The organism is Streptomyces sp. NPDC002896, from assembly GCF_040295225.1.
Taxonomy (GTDB): Bacteria; Actinomycetota; Actinomycetes; order Streptomycetales; family Streptomycetaceae; genus Streptomyces.
Map to the genome: position 1 here is coordinate 146,538 of NZ_JBEOVA010000010.1, position 18,751 is coordinate 165,288.

Here is an 18,751-nt window from a genome sequence, read left to right on the forward strand (position 1 = left end):
CTGACTGGCATGACGTACAGCGGAGCGGTGAAGGTCGGCGGACCTGCGGACGTGCACGAGTTGCAGGACCTGATGATCTCCAAGGTCGCGGTCGGCCCCATGGACAACAACGCCTATGTGCTGCGCTGCCGGGCCACGGACGAGCAGTTGCTGATCGACGCGGCCGCCGAGCCGGAGACATTGCTGACGCTGATCGGTGACGACGGCATCACGTCCGTCGTCACCACGCACCGGCACGGCGACCACTGGCAGGCGCTGGCGCAGGTGGTGGAGGCCACGGGCGCACGCACCTATGCCGGGCGGTACGACGCGGAGGGCATCCCCGTCCCGACCGACGTGCTGGTCGAGGACGGCGACACGATCCGCGTGGGCCGCGTCGAGCTCACCGCCCGACACCTGGTGGGCCACACCCCCGGCTCGATCGCCCTCGTCTACGACGACCCGCACGGGCACCCGCACGTGTTCACGGGCGACTGCCTGTTCCCGGGCGGCGTCGGCAACACCCGCAAGGACCCGAAGGCCTTCGCCAGCCTCCTGCACGACGTGGAGACGAAGATCTTCGAGCCGCTACCGGACGAGACGTGGGTGTACCCGGGGCACGGCAACGACACGTCGCTGGGCTCGGAGCGCCCGCATCTGCCGGAGTGGCGCGCGCGGGGCTGGTAACGCGCGCCACCTGCCCGGCGCGCGTGCACCGCGGGCTCGTAGCCGGACACGGCGAAGGCGATCCGTCGGTCCGTCCTCACCCGTATCCGCGGCCTCGCCGGAGGAACCCCCCGCTGCCGTGGGTGTGTCCCTGCACGTTGGTGCTGCGCGTGTCCCCGCGCGCTAGTGCGCCGCGTCCAGCCGGGCCCGCTGATCCTCCGTCAACTCCAGTTCCACCGCGGCCAGGTTCTCCTCCAACTGCGCCACCGACGACGCCCCGGCCAGCGGGATCACGGGCAGGCTGCCGCCGATCTGCCAGGCCAGCACGACCTGGTTGACGGTCACCCCGGTCTCCTTGGCGACCTCGCGCAGCACCGCGAGCCGGGTGGGTGTTCCCGGGTGTTCGTAGTCCGGCGGCAGCGGCCTGTCCTCCCTGGCGTAGGCGCCCTTGAGCAGGGGCGAGTAGGCGACCAGGGTCAGGCCGGGCTCGGCCCGCAGGTAGCTGAGCAGCTCGGCGCCGGCATGGCCGAGGCTGCCGTCCGGGAAGATCGGCTCGGGCACATCGGTGCGCGGCCTGAGGTGGCTGTGCTGGTACTGCAGGACCTCGTAGCCCGGCAGCCCGGCCGCCGCGGCGAGAGCGCGGGCCCGCTCCACCCGCCAGATCGCGTGGTTGCTCACCCCGAGCAGCCCTACCGTCCCTTCGGCCACCAGTTCGGCGAAGCCCTCGACGGTGTCGCGCAGGGGGACGGTCCGGTCCTCGACGTGCGCGTAGAGGAGGTCGATCCTGTCCACCCCGAGCCGCTCCCGGCTGCGCTCGGCGGACTCCCGGATCACCTTCGGGGACAGCCCCTCCGGATTGTCGACGTAGCTGGTGCCGGGCGCGAGCGGCCGCGCGCCCAGCTTTGTGGCGATGACGATCTCGTCGCCGACGCCCCGGCTGCGCCGCCAGCGTCCGAGCAGTTCCTCGCTCTGCCCGCCCTGACTGCCGTCGATCCAGAAGGCGTAGTTGTCGGAGGTGTCGATGAACGTCCCGCCGGCCTCGACATAGCGGTCCAGGATGGCGAAGGAGGTCTTCTCGTCCGTCTGCGAACCGAAGAGCATCGCGCCGAGAGCAAGCACGCTCACCTCGCGTCGGGTTTTCGGATCGGTGCCTATGGTGCGGTACTTCACGGGGTCCCCTCCCGTTCGGGCCCGTAGTCCCGGGCTTTGAACGGGAGTCTGCGACTTGGAGCGCACGCGAGGGCAAGGTCTTCGGGCCAACGGAAGAAATGTGATGACGGCTCGACGGGCAGGGGGCGCAGGAGCCCAAGAAGCCCGTTGACACGGTGCGTTCACACGGCCGCAACGCCCGTTCCCAGTATGCGGAACGTTATCGGTGTGATCTCGACAGACCGCTGCGCAAACGGTAATTCTCCCGCCATGCACCTCGCTCACCGCGCCCTGCGCGTTTACGCCTGCTCCGCCGTCCTTCTGCTCGCGGCGGCCGCGGGCTGTGCGCCTCAGCCCGAGGAGAATGCCGCGGACAAGCCCTCCGCCAAGGAGACCTGCGCCAAGGGCGGACTGCCCACGCAGACGTCCGGGAAGCTGACCGTCGGCACCGACAAGCCCGCGTACGCGCCGTGGTTCCAGGACGACGATCCGGCCAATGGCAAGGGCTACGAGTCGGCTGTGGCGTACGCCGTGGCGAAGCAGCTCGGCTACGGCAAGAGCGATGTCGTCTGGCAGACCGTGCCGTTCAACAGCTCCTTCGCGCCAGGTGAGAAGAAGTTCGACTTCGACATCAACCAGGTGTCCATCAGCGACGCCCGCAAGAAGGCCGTCGATTTCTCCTCCGGCTACTACACCGTGCGCCAGGCGGTCATCGCGCTGAAGTCGTCCAAGGCCGCGGACGCGAAGAGCGTGGCCGACCTGAAGGGCTTCAAGCTCGGCGCCCAGGTGGGCACCACGAGCCTGGACTACATCAACGACGTCGTGCAGCCCAAGCAGAAGCCGGCCGTCTACCAGAAGAACGACTTCGCCAAGTCGGCGCTGAAGAACGGTCAGGTCGACGCCATCGTCGTCGACCTGCCGACCGCGTTCTACATCACCAGTGCCGAAGTAACGGACGCCGAGGTGGTCGGGCAGTTCGAGGACGCCGGGGGTGAGCCGGAGCAGTTCGGGCTCGTCCTGGCCAAGGGCAGCTCGCTCACCTCGTGCGTGACCGGTGCGGTGGACGCCCTGCGCAAGGACGGCACGCTCGCGGCACTGGAGCAGAAGTGGCTCTCTGACGTCGTCGACGCACCGGTGCTCAAATGACCGTGAGCGAGGGGCTGTCGAAGGACGACGGCACTCGGGACGACCGGGCCGGGGTTGGTGGCGGCCGGGTCGGAATCGATGGCGACCGGACCGGGGACGGCGGCGGACGGGCCGGCGAGGAGACGGTGACCGATGGGTACGTCCCCTCGCAGCGCCGTATCGAGCGGGAGCGCTACAAGCGCTCCCGGACCCGCCGCGCGACCGCCGTCGCCGCGCTCAGCACCCTGGCCTCCGCGACCGTGCTATATCTCGTCGTCACCAACTCGCCGGGCTGGCCGACCACGAAGGAGACGTTCTTCAGCGCCCACTACGCGCGCGTGGCGCTCCCCCAGGTGCTGGAGGGGCTGTGGCTGAATCTGCGGCTGCTGGTCGTGTGCGGCGCGTCGGTGCTGGTCATCGGCTTGCTGCTGGCTGTTGCGCGCACGCTGCGCGGCCCGGTCTTCTTCCCTCTACGGGTCCTGGCGGCCGCGTACACGGACTTCTTCCGCGGCCTGCCGCTCATCATCTGCCTGCTGATGGTGATCTTCGGTCTGCCGGCGCTGCGGCTGCAGGGCACCCCCAATGACCCGGTGGTGCTGGGCGGCATCGGGCTGGTGCTGACGTATTCGGCGTATGTCGCCGAGGTGTTCCGCGCCGGGATCGAGTCCGTGCATCCCTCGCAGCGCGCCGCCGCCCGCTCGCTGGGGCTCAGCAACGGGCAGGCACTGCGGTACGTGGTGCTGCCGCAGGCGGTGCGGCGCGTGGTGCCGCCCCTCCTGAACGATCTGGTGTCCCTGCAGAAGGACACCGGCCTCGTCTCGATCGGGGGCGCGGTCGACGCCGTGTACGCGGCCCAGATCATCGTCGGCAAGGACTGGAACTTCACGCCGTACGTCGTCGCCGGCCTGCTCTTCGTCGCGCTGACGATCCCGATGACGCGCTTCACGGACTGGGTGACGGCCCGCATGGACCGGCGCCGGGCACAGGGAGGGATCGTATGACGGCGGGGAAGTCTGAGCCGGCGGGCGCAGTGCCTGCGTCGGCGGCGGGAACGCCTGTGCCCGCGGCCGGGACACCGGTGTTGCGCATGGAGTCGGTGCGTAAGACCTTCGGACGCACAGTGGTGCTGCGCGATGTGGACCTGGAGGTCGCTCCGCACACCGTGACGGCGCTGATCGGCGCCTCCGGGTCCGGGAAGTCCACGCTGCTGCGCTGCGCGAACCTCCTGGAGGAGATCGACGACGGGGCCGTCTTCCTGGACGGCGAGGAGATCACCGATCCCCGGACCGACCATGACGCGGTCCGCCGGCGCATCGGTGTGGTCTTCCAGGCCTACAACCTCTTTCCGCACATGACAGTGCTCGACAACGTGACGCTCGCCCCGCGCCGGGTGCACGGCGTGGACCGCGCGGCGGCGGAGGAGCAGGCGCGTGAGCTGCTGGAACGGCTGGGTCTGGGTGCGAAGGCCGGTGAGTATCCGGACCGGCTGAGCGGCGGACAGCAGCAGCGGGCCGCGATCGTACGGGCGTTGGCGGTCCGCCCCCGGCTGCTGCTGCTCGACGAGATCACCGCGGCCCTCGATCCCGAACTGGTGGGTGAGGTCCTGAGCGTCGTCCGGGATCTGAAGGACGACGGGATGACCATGGTCATCGCCACCCATGAGATGGGCTTCGCACGGGACGTCGCTGACCAGGTCTGTTTTCTGGACGGTGGGGTGGTTCTGGAGCGGGGCACGGCGGACGAGGTCTTCGGCGATCCGCAGCAGGAGCGTACGAGACGGTTCCTACGGCGGATCGTTGAGGCGGGGCGGCTGTAACCCCTCGCGCGGGGCGTGTGTCGCCCCTCGCGCGGGGCGTGGTCGCTACGCCGTGCGCTGCGCGACCAGCGCGGCCACTCGTTCAACGGCGAACGCGTACCCCTGGACGCCGCAGCCCGCGATGACGCCGTCCGCACGCAGTGAGACGTACGAGTGGTGCCGGAACTCCTCGCGCTGGTGGATGTTGGAGATGTGGACCTCCAACACCGGCATACCGTCACAGGTGTTGAGGGCATCCAGGATCGCCACGGAGGTGTGGGAGTAGGCGGCCGGGTTGATCACGATGCCGACGTGGTTCTGGCGGGCCTCGTGGATCCAGTCGACCAACTCGCCCTCGTGGTTCGACTGACGGAAGTCGACGGCGCCGCCGTGCGCGGCCGCCGCCTTGGCGCACAGCGCCTCGACGTCGGCGAGGGTGTCGGAGCCGTAGATCTCCGGCTGCCGCTGGCCGAGGAGGTTCAGGTTGGGCCCGTTGAGGATCATGATGGGGGCGCTGGCGAAGGTGCGGGGCACGGGTCCTCCTGTGTCGATCGGCAGCCGCGTTCGGCCTGGGCCTGCGGCTGCGTCCTGCGGCTGCGTTCGGTGCTGTCGAGACCGGTCTATCACGGTGCTCCGGGCCGCCGCTCTGGGATGGAGCGCCGCTGGCTAAGGCGTGATCGCCAGCTCCAAGTACGCCGCGAACAGCACCAAGTGGACACCGCCCTGCAGCGGGGTCGCGCGGCCCGGCACAACGGTGAGGATGCTGACCCCGATCGTGAGGGCGAGCAGCACCAGGTGGACGGAGCCGAGCCCAAGGACGAGCGGCCCCGACAGCCACAAGGAGGCCAACGCCACTGCGGGAATGGTCAGCCCGATGCTGGCCATCGCCGATCCCAGGGCCAGGTTCAGACTGGTTTGCACCCGGTCGCGGCGGGCGGCACGCAACGCGGCGATGGTCTCGGGCAGCAGCACGAGCAGCGCGATGATGACGCCGACCACCGAGTGCGGCATTCCGGCCGCCTCCACGCCGGACTCGATCGTCGGTGACACGCCCTTCGCGAGGCCGACGACGCCGACGAGTGCACATCCCAGGAGAAGAAGGCTGATGAGGGCGATCCGGGCGGACGGGGCTTCCGCGTGCTGGTCCGCGTCGATCACCTCGCCCTTCCTGGTCATCGGAAGGAAGTAGTCGCGGTGCCGGATCGTCTGCGTGGCGACGAACAGGCCGTAGAGCACCACTGAGGCCAGCGCGGCGAAGACGAGCTGGGCCGTGGAGAACTCGGGCCCCGGCTTGCTGGTCGTGAAGGTCGGCAGCGCCAGGCTGAGGGTGGCCAGCGTGGCCACGGTCGCGAGGGCGGCGCCCGTTCCCTCCGGGTTGAACACAGCCACGCGATGGCGCAGCGCGGCCACGAGCAGGGTCAGGCCGACGATGCCGTTGCAGGTGATCATCACGGCGGCGAAGACGGTGTCCCGGGCGAGCGTGGCGCTCTTGGCGCCGCCGTCCGCCATGAGCGCGACGATCAGCGCGACTTCGATGACCGTCACCGCCACGGCGAGGACGAGCGAGCCGAAGGGTTCGCCGACGCGGTGTGCGACCACCTCGGCGTGGTGCACCGCGGCGAGCACCGCGGCCGCGAGCACCAGCGTCATGAGGACGACGACGGCTCCGGGAACGGAGCGTCCCCAGGTGGCGACCAGCAGCAGCACTGCGAACAAAGGCATGACGGTCGTCCAGTGCGCCGCCAGTTCCCGGAGCCGTACGATCATGATCCTGATGCTTTCAGACGAGTACAGATGGTGCATTCCAGGCACGCACGGCGAGCCGCGGGCGATCTGCTGCCGAGCGCCTGCCGCCGAATGCCTCCTGCCTTCCTGCCTACGGGGGGCTTCCGCCGTCGACTGACAGCACCCCGGCCGGCGGCCGCAGCCGGCGACAGCGCGATGGCCGATGGGCACGGCCACGCACGCCGCCGCGGCCGGGGGCCACCGTCGGCGGCCGATTCCTCTGCCGCCGACGGTGCCGGGCTCAATCGCCCGCACCCGCTGTCAACCGCAGCTGCCGTCAGCTGCCGACACTGTTCTTCGAGGTCTCGGCAACCTCCGCTGCCTCCGCGGACTCGGCCTCGGCCTGCTTCCTGGACGCCATCAGGCTGGTGATGGTCGTGACGATCAGGACGGCACAGATGACGCCCAGCGAGACCGGTATGGAGATCTCCGGGACATGCACGCCCGACTCGTGCAGGGCGTGCAGCACCAGCTTGACGCCGATGAAGCCGAGGATGACCGACAGCCCGTAGCTGAGGTGGACCAGCTTCTTGAGCAGCCCGCCGATGAGGAAGTACAGCTGCCGCAGACCCATCAGGGCAAAGGCGTTGGCGGTGAAGACGATGTACGGGTCCTCGGTGAGACCGAAGATCGCGGGAATCGAGTCCAGCGCGAAGAGCACGTCCGTGGTGCCGATCGCCAGCATCACGACCAGCATCGGCGTCATGACGCGCTTGCCGTTCTGCTGGATCCACAGCTTGGTGCCGTGGTAGCGGTCGGCCACCCCGAAGCGCTTCTCGGCGGCCTTGAGCAGCCGGTTCTCCTCGTACTCCTCGTCCTCATCGTCGGCCCTGGCCTCCTGGATCAGCTTCCAGGCGGTGTAGATCAGGAACGCGCCGAATATGTAGAAGACCCACGAGAAGCTGGCGATGATCGCGGCACCCGCCGCGATGAACACCGCGCGCAGGACCAGGGCGATCAGCACGCCGACGAGCAGTACGCGCTGCTGGTACTGCGATGGCACCGCGAACTTCGCCATGATCAGAACGAAGACGAAGAGGTTGTCGACGCTCAGCGACTTCTCGGTGATGAAGCCCGCGAAGAACTCTCCGGCGGGCTGACCGCCCCCGAAGACCAGCAGCCCGAGCCCGAACAGGGCCGCGAGGGCGATCCAGACGACCGTCCAGATCCCGGCTTCCTTGATCGATACGTCATGGGGTTTGCGGCCGATCAAGAAGTCGACCGCGATCAGGGCACTCAGGCCCAGGATTGTGAGGACCCATAGGGTCAGGGAAACATCCACTGCGCCTCCGGCAGTACGTAACGTCATTTCTCAGCGCGTCGCTGCCGGAGGTCTCTTCCACCCAGGAGGCATGTGTCGCGCATGATGTGCGCGTGCGCCTCGGGCCGGCGCCCCGGGACCTGGCCTGGTCCGTATTGACGGGTACGCCGCAGCAGGAGTACTCCCCTCCGCGGAGAACACACTACTTGAATTACCAAGGAAAGGTAAAGGGTGAGGTAAAGCACAGCCCAAATCCGCAGGTCAAAGGCGCTCTTCGACCTCACTTGGGATGCAGGCCCGGTTGCCGGGTTGACGCAGGGAGGGACCGCCGCTGACGCGGCGAGCCGACCCGCAGCGGGGTGCTCAGGGGTCCTCAGGAACGCTCAGCGGCTTCCCAGGGAGTCCTCGGCGTCCTCAGCGGTTCCACGGTCGGCGTGCGGCAGCGACCTGGTTCAGCACATGATGCAGAACCTGGCTGCCAGGCGGGACGAGCGGCGGCTCGTACGTCCACGCGTGACCGACCCACGGGTCGGCCAGGTGATCGTCGGGGACCGGCGTCAGGCGCAGCATCGACCGCCACAGAGGGTCGAGCAACGGACCGTACGCCGCGGCGTCCTCGCGGTCAGCCACCAGCATCAGGTGTACGCCGACGTCCGGACCCTCGTCCGCGAGATAGCGCAGCTGTGTCACGGCGCGGTCGTCGAAGCCGTGCGGGAAGTCGTTGACGATCAGCAGTTGTTGCGCGGTGTCCAGGTCGGGCGGCAGTGCGTCCGTGGCGCCGCTGCGGATCGCCATCTGCACCAGGTCCACGCGCTGGGTGAGCTTGGCGAGCACGCCCGAGACGCCCGCCGGACCGACGGCCGGCGGCCCGGCCAGCACACCGGCCGCCACGAGTGGGCCGAGCGGACCGGCACCGGAACCGGCGGCATCGATCACGTGCACGGTGAACTCGCCCGCCGGGTAGGCGGCGAGCAGGCGCGCGGCATGGGCGACGGCCGCGTCCAGGGCCAGGCGGCGCAGCTGCCCGGAGTCGGCGAACGAGGCGGAGCCCGAAGAGGAACGGCCGCTGTCGATCCAAAGGCCCCGCTCCAGCGGCAGCCGCACGAGCATCGGAATCCGGAGATCGGTGCGCTCGGGCAGATGGAGGTCGCCCAGGCGCAGGGCCATCGGTATCTCCGTCGGTGCCCGGTAGGCATGCCAGACCGGGTTGTCCCAGCGGGCGTAGGCAGGGGGAAGGGCGGGCTCGACGACGTCGGCCTCGGCACGGAGCTGGGCGAGGTCCCGGTCGAGTACCTGCCGTGCCTGCTCCACGAGTTGGGCGTGTCTGGCGCGGGCTGCTTCGCGCGCCGCGTCACCGGCGCCGCCGATGCGGCTGCGCGGGTCGGAGAGGACCTTGTCGAGCTCCTGCTCCATGCGGGAGTCGGCGAAGTCGACGGCGCTGCGGTAGGCCGCGGCCGTCCGGGCAAGGTCCTCGAACATGCCCCACACCTGGTTGTAGAGCCGCTCCTCCATGGACCAGCCCGTGGCGTCGCCCGCGACCGGCTGGGCCGCCTGCCCAGGCCCGGCGGGCGGCGTGGTGGGCGGTGGCGGCGGAGGCGCGGTGGTCTGGCGGCGCGGATGCGTGTAGTCGATGGAGCCGCCGGAAGAGGGCGCCGCGCTGCCACCCGGTGCGGCGGTCTGGGCGCCGGAAGCTGCAGATACGGGATCCATGGGGCTGGGTGACCCTGCGGGCGGCGCCGCATCCGAAGGGCCCGCCGGAGCCGTGCCGGGCCCGCCCCCCGCGCCCGTTGCACCCGCCCCAGGTGATGCCGTACGCACCCGTGTCTCGTCCGATGTGCGCGGTGGCGGCGGCGCGACCGAGCGGGCGAGCCCTCGCGCCACGGCGTCGTTGATTGCTTGTGCAAGTTGAGGCGCGGCTCCCGCCAGGCCCTGGTCGGTCAGCAGCGCGGCGAGGCCGCCCGCGTATCCCTGGCCGATGGCGCGCACCTTCCAGGCGCCCTGGCGGCGGTAGAGCTCCAGAGCGACCACGGCGGACTCGACGTCCAGCCCCGTGATGGTGTAGCTGGCGACCTCGCTGCCGTCGAGTCCGGTGACCGCCACGAAGGGGGCGGCCACGGCGCCGAAGCGGACCGGGCCCCCGACGCCCACAGGCAGCGCGAGCAGCACACTGACCCGGTGCACCGTCTCCGGCAGCACGCCCAGGTCCACCGCGAGACGGTGGTCGGCCGCGGCCTGCTTGGAGACCTCGAGCCCGGGCAGGATCGGTGATCCGGGATGGACCACCCATTCCGCGCCGGGCACGCTGCCCTGCTCGTCGCTCAGCGTGGCGCCCGCCACGACCGGCGTGCCGGCCGACACCCGTATTTCCAGACGGGTGTGGGTGAGGGCATGGTTCTGCCCCCGGACCAGCTCGGCCGTCATCGCCTTCGTCCCCCTCTTCGAGCAGCTTGCTGTGCCGCCGGTGCTCGTGTTCGTGCCGTGTGCGCTCGGGCGGGCCGCGCCCGCCCGCCGTGGCTACAGGTGCGGCAGGATCGCCGGCATCAGGTCCTGGAAGGTGCGGCCATTGGCCGGCGTGCCCAGGGCGGTCATCTGCCAGCCCGAGCCGGCGCGGTGCACCTTTGCCATGATCTGTGCCGTGTACGCGCCGCCACCGTTGAGCGTGTAGCGAGCGAGCTCCTGGCCGTTGGTCTCGTCGACCAGGCGGCAGAACGCGTTCTGCACCTCCTGGAACGTCTGGCCGGTGAACGAGTTCACCGTGAAGACGATCTGGTCGATGTGGACCGGGATGCGCTGCAGGTCGACGAGGACCGCCTCGTCGTCCCCACCCTGGCCCACACCGCCGACGAGATTGTCACCGGTGTGCCGCACGGAGCCGTCGTCGCTGACGAGGTGGCGGAAGAACACGACGTCCACCGGCTGCTTGTCCGCGAACAGCACGGCCGAGGCGTCGAGGTCGATCTCCCGAGTGCGCGAACCGAACAGTCCACGCCTCGGGGCCGCCTGCCAGCCGAGACCCATACGCACCGCGGTCAGGGTGCCCCCGTCGTTCTTCTGCAGACTGATGGCCTGACCCTTGGTCATGTTGACCGTCACGTGCTGTTCCCCTCTCGAACTCTCCCCTGAACCGCAGTCAGTGCGGTTGCTCAGCACCCTATGCACGGCCACTGACAGTGCCGCCCGCCGGACAGCACTTTGTGTCGGTCTTGCAACACATCGGAGTTCGCCGCCTCGGGCACCTCGTCGGCTTCGGCCCGGCCGGACTCGGTGAGCGCCGGATCCCGGAGATCGGCTGTCAGGCCAGGCCCGCCTCCTTCATCTGCCGCAGCTCCTTCTTCATCTCCGACACCTCGTCGCGCAGCCGCGCCGCAATCTCGAACTGCAGATCGGCGGCAGCGGCACGCATCCGCTCGGTCAACTCCTCGATCTGCCCGGCCAGTTCGGCCGCAGGACGGTCCGTGGGCACGGTCTCCTTCACCTTGCCCTTGGCGGACTTGGCCGGTTTGGCGCCCTTGCCGGCCGCGGCCGCGGCGCCGGCACGCGAGGGCACCGGCACCTTGCCGCCCTTGCCGTCCTTTGTCTGGCGGTATCCCGTTCCCAGCAGCTGCTCGGTGTCGACCTCCTCGCGCGCGATGGTCGCCACGATGTCGTTGATCTTCTTGCGGAGCGGCTGCGGATCGATACCGTTCGCCGTGTTGTACGCGACCTGCTTCTCCCGGCGGCGGTTGGTCTCCTCGATGGCCTTCTCCATCGCCGGGGTGATCTTGTCGGCGTACATATGGACCTGGCCGGAGACATTGCGCGCCGCTCGGCCGATGGTCTGGATCAGCGAAGTGCCCGAGCGCAGGAAGCCCTCCTTGTCGGCGTCGAGGATCGACACCAGGGAGACCTCGGGGAGGTCGAGGCCCTCACGCAGCAGGTTGATGCCGACCAGCACGTCGAACTCGCCGGACCGCAGCTCGCGAAGGAGCTCGACGCGGCGCAGGGTGTCGACGTCGCTGTGGAGATAGCGGACCTGGATGCCCAGCTCCAGGAAGTAGTCCGTGAGGTCCTCGGCCATCTTCTTGGTGAGCGTGGTGACCAGGACCCGCTCGTCCTTCTCGGTGCGCTTCCGGATCTCGTGCACCAGGTCGTCGATCTGCCCCTGGGTGGGCTTGACCACGACCTCCGGGTCGACCAGGCCGGTGGGGCGGATGATCTGCTCGACGTACCCGTCAGCGCGCGAGAGCTCGTACTTGCCGGGGGTCGCCGACAGGTACACGGTCTGCCCGATGCGCTCCTGGAACTCCTCCCACTTCAGCGGCCGGTTGTCGAGGGCGGACGGCAGCCGGAAGCCGTGCTCGACGAGGGTGCGCTTACGGGAGGCGTCGCCCTCGTACATGGCGCCGATCTGCGGGACCGTGTTGTGCGACTCGTCGATGACGAGCATGAAGTCGTCCGGGAAGTAGTCCAGGAGGGTGTTGGGCGGGGAGCCGGGCTCGCGGCCGTCGAAGTGCATCGAGTAGTTCTCGACGCCGGAGCAGGAGCCGATCTGGCGGAGCATCTCCAGGTCGTAGGTGGTGCGCATGCGCAGCCGCTGGGCCTCCAGGAGCTTGCCCTGCTTCTCCAGCTCGGCGAGGCGCTCCTCGAGCTCCTTCTCGATGCCGTTGACGGCCTTCTCCATGCGCTCCGGGCCCGCCACGTAGTGCGATGCCGGGAAGACATAGAGCTGCTCGTCGTCGCTGATGACCTCGCCGGTCAGCGGATGCAGCGTGGAGAGGGCCTCGATCTCGTCGCCGAACATCTCGATGCGGACGGCCAGTTCCTCGTAGACCGGGAAGATCTCGATGGTGTCGCCGCGGACCCGGAAGGTGCCCCGGGTGAACGCCACGTCGTTGCGTGTGTACTGGATGTCGACGAAGCGGCGCAGCATGTCGTCACGGTCGATCTCGTCGCCGACCTTGAGCGGGACCATGCGGTCCACGTACTCCTGCGGAGTGCCGAGGCCGTAGATGCAGGAGACCGAGGCGACCACGACGACGTCGCGACGGGTCAGCAGCGAGTTCGTCGCGGAGTGGCGCAGGCGCTCGACCTCCTCGTTGATCGAGGAGTCCTTCTCGATGTAGGTGTCGGACTGCGGGACGTACGCCTCGGGCTGGTAGTAGTCGTAGTACGAGACGAAGTACTCGACGGCGTTGTTCGGGAGCAGCTCGCGGAACTCGTTCGCCAGCTGGGCGGCCAGCGTCTTGTTCGGCGCCATCACGAGCGTGGGACGCTGTAGCTTCTCGATCATCCACGCGGTGGTCGCCGACTTGCCGGTGCCGGTCGCACCGAGCAGGACGACATCCTTCTCACCTGCGCTGATGCGCCGCTCCAGCTCGGCGATGGCCGCCGGCTGGTCACCGCTGGGCTGGTAGGGGCTGACGACCTCGAAGGGCGCCACCGTGCGTTCGATCTTGGATACGGGCCGCATGGAATCCACCGTACGACCCCCCACTGACAACGCGGGCGCATCACCGGGTTTGTGCAGGTCAGGCCCTGGTCACCAGCTCTGAGGGGTCCGTGCGCGGCCGGAGCGCGGCGGACGATGACCGGCGCGCGCGGGCGAGTGGGCCGGGGGGACCGGTGCGTCGGTGGTGCCGTGCCCGTGCCCGTGCCAGGCGGGCCTGCCCGTCACCAGCAGCGGGTCGAGTATCACGACGGCGCCGGCCACGACGAGGATGACCAGCGGGCCGATCATCATGGGCGCAAGCATCTCGGCCGATGAGTGGTCTGCGTGAGATCCGGTCGGACTGTCCAGCTGGACACGGAGGGCCGCCATGCCTGTGTAGTGCATGCCGCTGACGGCAAGGCCCATGACGAGACTCGCGCCCAGGCTCCACCGGAATCCCCTGACCTGGCCGGCGGCCCACAGCGACGCGGTGGCGGCCGCCATGGCGATCACCACCGACACGGCGACCATCAGGGTGTTGTACTGCAGCTCCCCGGGCAGACGCATTCCGGCCATTCCCAGGTAGTGCATGGAGGCGATCCCGAGCCCCGTGATGGTGCCTCCGGTGAAGAGGGCCGCACCTTTGGCGCCCCGGTAGCCGACGATGAAGATCCCGATGCCGACCATGACGACCGCGAGCCCCAGGGACGCGAAGGTCATCGGCTTGTCGTAGTGGATGGGGGCCCCTTTGACGGTGAAGCCCATCATCGCGACGAAGTGCATGGTCCAGATTCCGGACCCGATCGCCGCCGAGCCGAGTGCCAGCCAGCCCGGCCGCCAGGACGGCGTGCGCAGCGCTCTGGTCGTGCACCGCAGGCCGAGCGCGCCGCCAAGACAGGCCATCACATACGCCACCACCGGGGTGACGAGTCCATAGCTGAATCCGTCGACCGTGCCCTGCATGCGCAACCCTTCCACCCTTTGTGCCCTGCGATCTCTGTGGGCCCATGACTCATGGTCGCCTGAGCGGGCGTACTCGAGGCAGAGAGTATGGCCCGCCCGGAACGGGCGAGCGATTTTCCTGCAAAGAATTCGTAGCCATCGCGCGCGTGCGGGCACACAACCGGCCTCGCGCACCTCTGTTCAGCGTCTGGCCATCCTGCACCTGTCTTCCGTTGCTCCTCCGCTGTCACGCTCGAGCAGTCCATGATCTCAGTGTGTGATCTGACGAACGCGAGGAGTACACGTGTACGCACGCCCTGCCGCAGCAACCACCGCCGCGCTCCTGGGGGGCATCGCACTCATCCTCCCCACAGCCTCCGCTCACGCCGCCGAGCACGACGAACCGCTGGTCATCGCCCACCGCGGGGCCTCCGCATACGCCCCGGAGAACACTCTCGCAGCCGTCGACCTGGCGGCCGACATGGGGTTCCGGTGGGTCGAGAACGACGTCCAGCGCACCAAGGACGGCGAGCTCGTGGTGATCCACGACGACAATCTGAAGCGGACGACGAACGTCGAGGAGGTCTTCCCGGACCGCGCCCCGTGGAAGGTCGCGGACTTCACAACGGCGGAGATCGCACGGCTCGACGCGGGCAGCTGGTTCGGCCCCGAGTACGCCGGCGCGCGCGTGCCGACGCTCAAGCAGTACATGAACCGGCTCTCGCACAACCACCAGAAGCTCGTCCTGGAGATCAAGAAGCCGGAGCTGTACCCGGGCATCGAGCAGCAGACCCTGCATGTGCTGCGCAACGAGGGCTGGCTCGACCGCGCCCACGTCAGCAGCAAGCTCGTCATCCAGAGCTTCAGCGCGCAGAGCGTGCAGACGGTGCACGCTCTGCGGCCCGATATCAAGACGGGCTTCCTCGGCACACCGGCGACAGCAGACCTGCCGAAGTACGCCGAGTTCGCCGACCAGATCAATGCGACGCACACCTCGATCTCCGCCGACTACGTGTCCGCGATCCATGCCCTCAAGGGACCGCACGGCAAGCCGCTGGAGATCTCCACCTGGACCGTCGACAGCGCGGCGAACGCACGGCGGGCGGCAGGCTTCGGCGTGGACGGCATCATCACGAACGCCCCTGACGTCGTACGCAGCGCCGTGACCGAGGACTGAATCCGGCCTCGTCGGCCGTCATCCGATGGGCCGGGGGCCGGTGGTGTCCCGGTGGTGCGGGCGGAGGCGGTGCCCGTCCGCACCCCGGCGCCACGGCCGGTGCCGGGTCGTTGTCAGTGCCGGGTCGTACGGTGGTCCGCATGAACAGCCATGGGCAGGACGGACAGCAGAACGGGCAGTCCGGGCAGCGGGTCGTGTGGACCGTCGTCCGCACCGACATCGGACCGCTGCTGCTGGCCGCGACCGAGGACGGCCTGGTCAACGTCGTCTTCCACGCGTCCGAAGCGGTGCGGGACAAAGCGGTCGAAGCGCTCGCAGCGCGTCTGGGCACCGAGCCGGTCGAGGCACCCGACTCGCCGCTGCTGGCCGAGCCCATACGTCAGCTCGCCGCGTACTTCGCCGGTGAGCGGCACGATTTCGAGCTCCCGCTGGACTGGACCCTGGTCTCCGGCTTCAACCGCCAGGTCCTGCGCGAACTGGCAGCAGCCGTCCCGTACGGCGCGCTCGTGGGCTATGGCGACCTTGCGGCCCGGGTGGGCCAGCCCGGCGCGGCACAGGCGGTCGGGGCAGCCATGGGTGCCAATCCCCTGCCGGTCGTCGTGCCGTGCCACCGGGTGGTGGAAAGCGACGGCGGCATCGGTGGGTTCGGCGGCGGCCTGGAGACCAAGCGGCACCTCCTCGCCCTGGAGGGGGTGCTGCCGCAGCCGCTGTTCTGAGCGGGATGCGATGACCGATCCCTCCCGCTCCCGCTCCTGATCAGACCGCTGCGGGAAGCAGAGAGGAACGCCCAACGCGGGGCTGAAGACCGCTACGGGGAACGTCCAGCCCAGCCCAGAGCCGAAATGAGCCCTGAGCGATAACCCGTGTCCGGATGTCAGTGCGGGCTGACACACTGCGCCGGTGACCTCCTCCACATCCCTCGTGCCCCAGCCGCGTGCGTACGCCCGGTGGCTGCCGGTCCGGCACCGGCTTCTGCTGCCCGCGCCGACGCCCGTCGCCGGTGTCTCCGTGGCCGCACGCGCCTCGGCGGGCGACCAGGGGTGCGCGCGATGAGCACGACCGAGAAACGGCCTGCCGCCGCGTCCGTCGCACCGCATGCGATGGCCGCCCTGCGACGCCGTATATCCGTCGTGCTGATCGCCAGTCAGATACTCGGCGGGCTGGGCGTGGCCACCGGCATCGCCCTGGCCGCCGTACTGGCCCAGCAGGTCAGCGGCACCGAGGCGCTGGCCGGGCTCGCGCCCACGGCGACCGTCGCGGGCACGGCGCTGCTGTCGGTGCCGCTGGCCGCGCTGATGACCGCCCGCGGCCGCCGGCCCGGTCTGGTGCTGGCTTATCTGATCGGAGCGCTGGGCGCGGGGGTCGTCGTCGCGGCCGCAGTCATGGGGAGCTTTCCACTCCTGTTGGTGGGCATGGCAGGGTTCGGTGCGGCCTCGTCAGCCAATCTGCAGGCGCGGTTCGCGGCCGCGGATCTGGTGGAGCCCCAGCGGCGGGCCCGAGCCATTGCGAACGTCGTGTGGGCGACAACGATCGGGGCGGTCCTGGGCCCGAACATCGCGGCGCCCGCGGGCGCCGGCGCGTCCGGACTCGGCATACCCGCGGCCGCTGGCCCCTTCCTCTGGGCCGCAGGCGTCTTCCTCGTCGCGGCGGTGCTGGTGCTGGTCCTGCTGCGCCCCGACCCACTTCTGACGGCTCGCGCCCTCTCCCCCGACGATGAGCAGTCCGCCGAAGGCCGCTCCATCCGGGCGGGCATCGCCGCGGTCCGTGCCTCGCCACGCGCCCGGCTCGCGCTGGCGACGGTCGCCGTCTCGCACACCGCGATGGTCGCGGTCATGTCGATGACCCCGGTGGACCTGGGCCATCACGGCGCGAGCATCGACCTCATCGGACTGGTGATCAGTGTGCACATTGCGGGCATGTACGGGTTCTCGCCAGTGATGGGGAGGCTCTCGGACCGGTTCGGCCGGCTCTCCGTGATCGGACTGTCCGTCGGACTTCTGGCCTGCGCGGCGCTGCTCGCGGGCACTGCGGGAGGCAGCCATGGGCAGAGCGCGGCGGGCCTTTTTCTGCTGGGACTGGGCTGGTCAGCGGGGCTGGTCTCTGGTTCCGCGCTGCTCACCGACTCCGTCCCGGGGCCCGCGCGGGCCGCTGCGCAGGGCCTCTCGGACCTGACGATGAACACGGCGGCGGGCCTCGGCGGCGCGGCGGCCGGACTCGTGGTGGCGCAGGCGAGCTACGGCTGGCTCAACCTGATCGCCGCCGGCCTGCTCCTGCCGCTCGCCGCGCTCGCTCTGTTCACCCGCGCTCGCTGAGCGGTTCAAGGTGCGAGCAGCGGTTCAAGGTGCATGACGGTGCACAACGCACCGGGCGCCCCGAGGTGCATGGTTCGCAGTTTCACCAGCAAGCGCGCCGTTGTGCTTCCGCACGCCCGGACTGGAACCCGCCACACGGGGAAGGCGGTTGGGGAACCCACCTGGCGTGGGAAGGCGTGGCGGGGGCAGGGACAGAAGCCTGACGCTGCCCGCTCGCCGGTATGCAGAGGGAGTCGTGGACGCATGGAGATCTCCGGCATCATCAGCGCGATAGTGATCGGCATCCTCATCGGCGCCCTGGGGCGCCTCGTGCTTCCCGGCCGACAGCGGATCGGCATCCTGTTGACGATTCTGGTGGGCATCGTGGCCGCGCTGCTCGGCTCGGCGATCGCTGCAGGAATCGGAGTGGCCGACACCGATGGTGTCGACTGGGCCGAGTGGCTGATCCAGATCGGCCTGGCGGCGCTGGGGATCGCACTGCTCGACCGCGGACGCGTTCGCCGCTGACGCCTTACGGCGGCCCAGGCAGCCGACGCCCCGGCGGCTCCCGTGCCCTGGCCGCCCGATGCTGAACGGTGCCGTAGCACGTGATGGCACATCGTCAGGCGTCACGCCGGCGCGGCGTCATGCCGGGTCGTAGTGCCGGGCCTCGAAGATGTTGCCGTCCGGGTCACGGAAGTAGAAACTGCGCCGGGCGTTCCCGCGGGCGCCGAACGCGTCGTAGGAGAACTCCGAAATGGGCGTGTTGCGCTCCTCCAGCCGGGTGTGCAAGGCGTCGAAGTCCTCTCCGGGCAGGGAGATGCAGACATGGTTCACGGGGTGCCCGGCGCTGTCGGCCGCGCCGGGGACTGCGTCCATCCGCTCGGCCAGGGACAGCGGCGCCAGGTCGAAGATGGTCTCCTCGTTGAGCCTCACGGACGGGAAGGAGACCTTTCCCTGGGCGAACTCCGTCAGTCGCAGCGGCGTCAGTCCCACCACCTTCTCGTAGAACTCCGCCGACGCGAGCGGATCGCTCACCCAGAGGACGACGTGGTCGAGGCGCGCGATATCTGTCATGCCCCCAGGCTGCTGCGGTCTCCTGCGCCGCACAAGGGTTTGACCGGGCGCCCCGGCTGCCAGGGATGAGGGGGAGACCGACAGGCAGGAGGCAGGC

The 18,751-nt window shown here is 69.6% G+C and carries 18 protein-coding genes; 9 read left to right on the forward strand and 9 right to left on the reverse strand.

The genetic code is table 11. The features are described from left to right. The first annotated feature begins 9 nt into the window (after positions 1 to 9). On the forward strand, positions 10 to 666 hold the full coding sequence (locus ABT009_RS20360; protein ID WP_351296402.1) for an MBL fold metallo-hydrolase: 657 nt from the start codon (positions 10 to 12) through the stop codon (positions 664 to 666). Positions 667 to 828: 162 nt separating this feature from the next. Here ABT009_RS20360 and ABT009_RS20365 read toward each other — a convergent pair whose 3' ends face one another. Beyond that, entirely contained in the window at positions 829 to 1,815 is a 987-nt protein-coding gene (locus ABT009_RS20365) for an aldo/keto reductase (RefSeq protein ID WP_351296405.1), read from the reverse strand. 249 nt (positions 1,816 to 2,064) lie between these two features. Between ABT009_RS20365 and ABT009_RS20370 the strand changes: the two genes are divergently transcribed. The 3 genes from ABT009_RS20370 to ABT009_RS20380 all read left to right on the forward strand — a co-directional run bounded on the left by ABT009_RS20370 (position 2,065) and on the right by ABT009_RS20380 (position 4,735). Further along, positions 2,065 to 2,940 (forward strand): ABC transporter substrate-binding protein, encoded by an 876-nt coding sequence (locus tag ABT009_RS20370; protein ID WP_351296408.1) that lies wholly within the window; start codon positions 2,065 to 2,067, stop codon positions 2,938 to 2,940. Further along, positions 2,937 to 3,920 (forward strand): amino acid ABC transporter permease, encoded by a 984-nt coding sequence (locus ABT009_RS20375; protein ID WP_351296411.1) that lies wholly within the window; start codon positions 2,937 to 2,939, stop codon positions 3,918 to 3,920. The genes ABT009_RS20370 and ABT009_RS20375 overlap by 4 nt, the downstream gene beginning before the upstream one ends. An 86-nt stretch (positions 3,921 to 4,006) precedes the next feature. Further along, positions 4,007 to 4,735 carry an amino acid ABC transporter ATP-binding protein gene (locus ABT009_RS20380; protein WP_351296414.1) on the forward strand — a complete coding sequence of 243 codons (729 nt, stop codon included), beginning with the start codon at positions 4,007 to 4,009 and terminating at the stop codon, positions 4,733 to 4,735. Between the two features lie 45 nt (positions 4,736 to 4,780). Here the strand turns inward: ABT009_RS20380 and aroQ are convergent, their stop codons facing one another. From aroQ to ABT009_RS20415, 7 genes are all read right to left on the reverse strand, one after another. Further along, the gene (gene aroQ, locus ABT009_RS20385) at positions 4,781 to 5,248 is read right to left on the reverse strand and encodes a type II 3-dehydroquinate dehydratase (protein ID WP_351296416.1); all 468 of its coding nucleotides are present in this window, start codon (positions 5,246 to 5,248) and stop codon (positions 4,781 to 4,783) included. Between the two features lie 132 nt (positions 5,249 to 5,380). After that, positions 5,381 to 6,481 (reverse strand): calcium:cation antiporter, encoded by a 1,101-nt coding sequence (locus ABT009_RS20390; RefSeq protein WP_351296419.1) that lies wholly within the window; start codon positions 6,479 to 6,481, stop codon positions 5,381 to 5,383. Between the two features lie 295 nt (positions 6,482 to 6,776). Further along, positions 6,777 to 7,781, reverse strand: a complete 1,005-nt coding sequence (locus ABT009_RS20395; protein WP_351296421.1) for a TerC/Alx family metal homeostasis membrane protein — start codon at positions 7,779 to 7,781, stop codon at positions 6,777 to 6,779. 393 nt (positions 7,782 to 8,174) lie between these two features. After that, positions 8,175 to 10,181 carry a TerD family protein gene (locus ABT009_RS20400; protein WP_351296424.1) on the reverse strand — a complete coding sequence of 669 codons (2,007 nt, stop codon included), beginning with the start codon at positions 10,179 to 10,181 and terminating at the stop codon, positions 8,175 to 8,177. A 93-nt stretch (positions 10,182 to 10,274) separates the two neighbouring features. Further along, on the reverse strand, positions 10,275 to 10,853 hold the full coding sequence (locus tag ABT009_RS20405) for a TerD family protein (RefSeq protein ID WP_351296427.1): 579 nt from the start codon (positions 10,851 to 10,853) through the stop codon (positions 10,275 to 10,277). A 199-nt stretch (positions 10,854 to 11,052) separates the two neighbouring features. Continuing rightward, a complete protein-coding gene (gene uvrB, locus ABT009_RS20410) occupies positions 11,053 to 13,209 on the reverse strand; it encodes an excinuclease ABC subunit UvrB (protein ID WP_351296430.1) in 2,157 nt (718 codons plus the stop codon). A 69-nt stretch (positions 13,210 to 13,278) separates the two neighbouring features. Continuing rightward, positions 13,279 to 14,130: an MHYT domain-containing protein gene (locus ABT009_RS20415; protein ID WP_351296433.1), complete on the reverse strand. Its 852-nt coding sequence runs from the start codon at positions 14,128 to 14,130 to the stop codon at positions 13,279 to 13,281. Positions 14,131 to 14,413: 283 nt separating this feature from the next. Between ABT009_RS20415 and ABT009_RS20420 the strand changes: the two genes are divergently transcribed. The 5 genes from ABT009_RS20420 (at position 14,414) to ABT009_RS20440 (ending at position 18,105) form a co-directional block, all read left to right on the forward strand. Then, entirely contained in the window at positions 14,414 to 15,286 is an 873-nt protein-coding gene (locus ABT009_RS20420; protein WP_351296436.1) for a glycerophosphodiester phosphodiesterase, read from the forward strand. A 140-nt stretch (positions 15,287 to 15,426) separates the two neighbouring features. After that, positions 15,427 to 16,002 carry a methylated-DNA--[protein]-cysteine S-methyltransferase gene (locus ABT009_RS20425; RefSeq protein ID WP_351296439.1) on the forward strand — a complete coding sequence of 192 codons (576 nt, stop codon included), beginning with the start codon at positions 15,427 to 15,429 and terminating at the stop codon, positions 16,000 to 16,002. 184 nt (positions 16,003 to 16,186) lie between these two features. Beyond that, positions 16,187 to 16,339: a hypothetical protein gene (locus ABT009_RS20430; protein WP_351296442.1), complete on the forward strand. Its 153-nt coding sequence runs from the start codon at positions 16,187 to 16,189 to the stop codon at positions 16,337 to 16,339. Then, a complete protein-coding gene (locus ABT009_RS20435; RefSeq protein WP_351296445.1) occupies positions 16,336 to 17,598 on the forward strand; it encodes an MFS transporter in 1,263 nt (420 codons plus the stop codon). Before ABT009_RS20430 ends, ABT009_RS20435 begins: the two co-directional genes overlap by 4 nt. A 243-nt stretch (positions 17,599 to 17,841) precedes the next feature. After that, positions 17,842 to 18,105: a GlsB/YeaQ/YmgE family stress response membrane protein gene (locus tag ABT009_RS20440; protein ID WP_351296447.1), complete on the forward strand. Its 264-nt coding sequence runs from the start codon at positions 17,842 to 17,844 to the stop codon at positions 18,103 to 18,105. A gap of 117 nt (positions 18,106 to 18,222) precedes the next feature. Here ABT009_RS20440 and ABT009_RS20445 read toward each other — a convergent pair whose 3' ends face one another. Then, a complete protein-coding gene (locus tag ABT009_RS20445) occupies positions 18,223 to 18,654 on the reverse strand; it encodes a VOC family protein (protein ID WP_351296450.1) in 432 nt (143 codons plus the stop codon). Positions 18,655 to 18,751 lie beyond the last annotated feature (97 nt).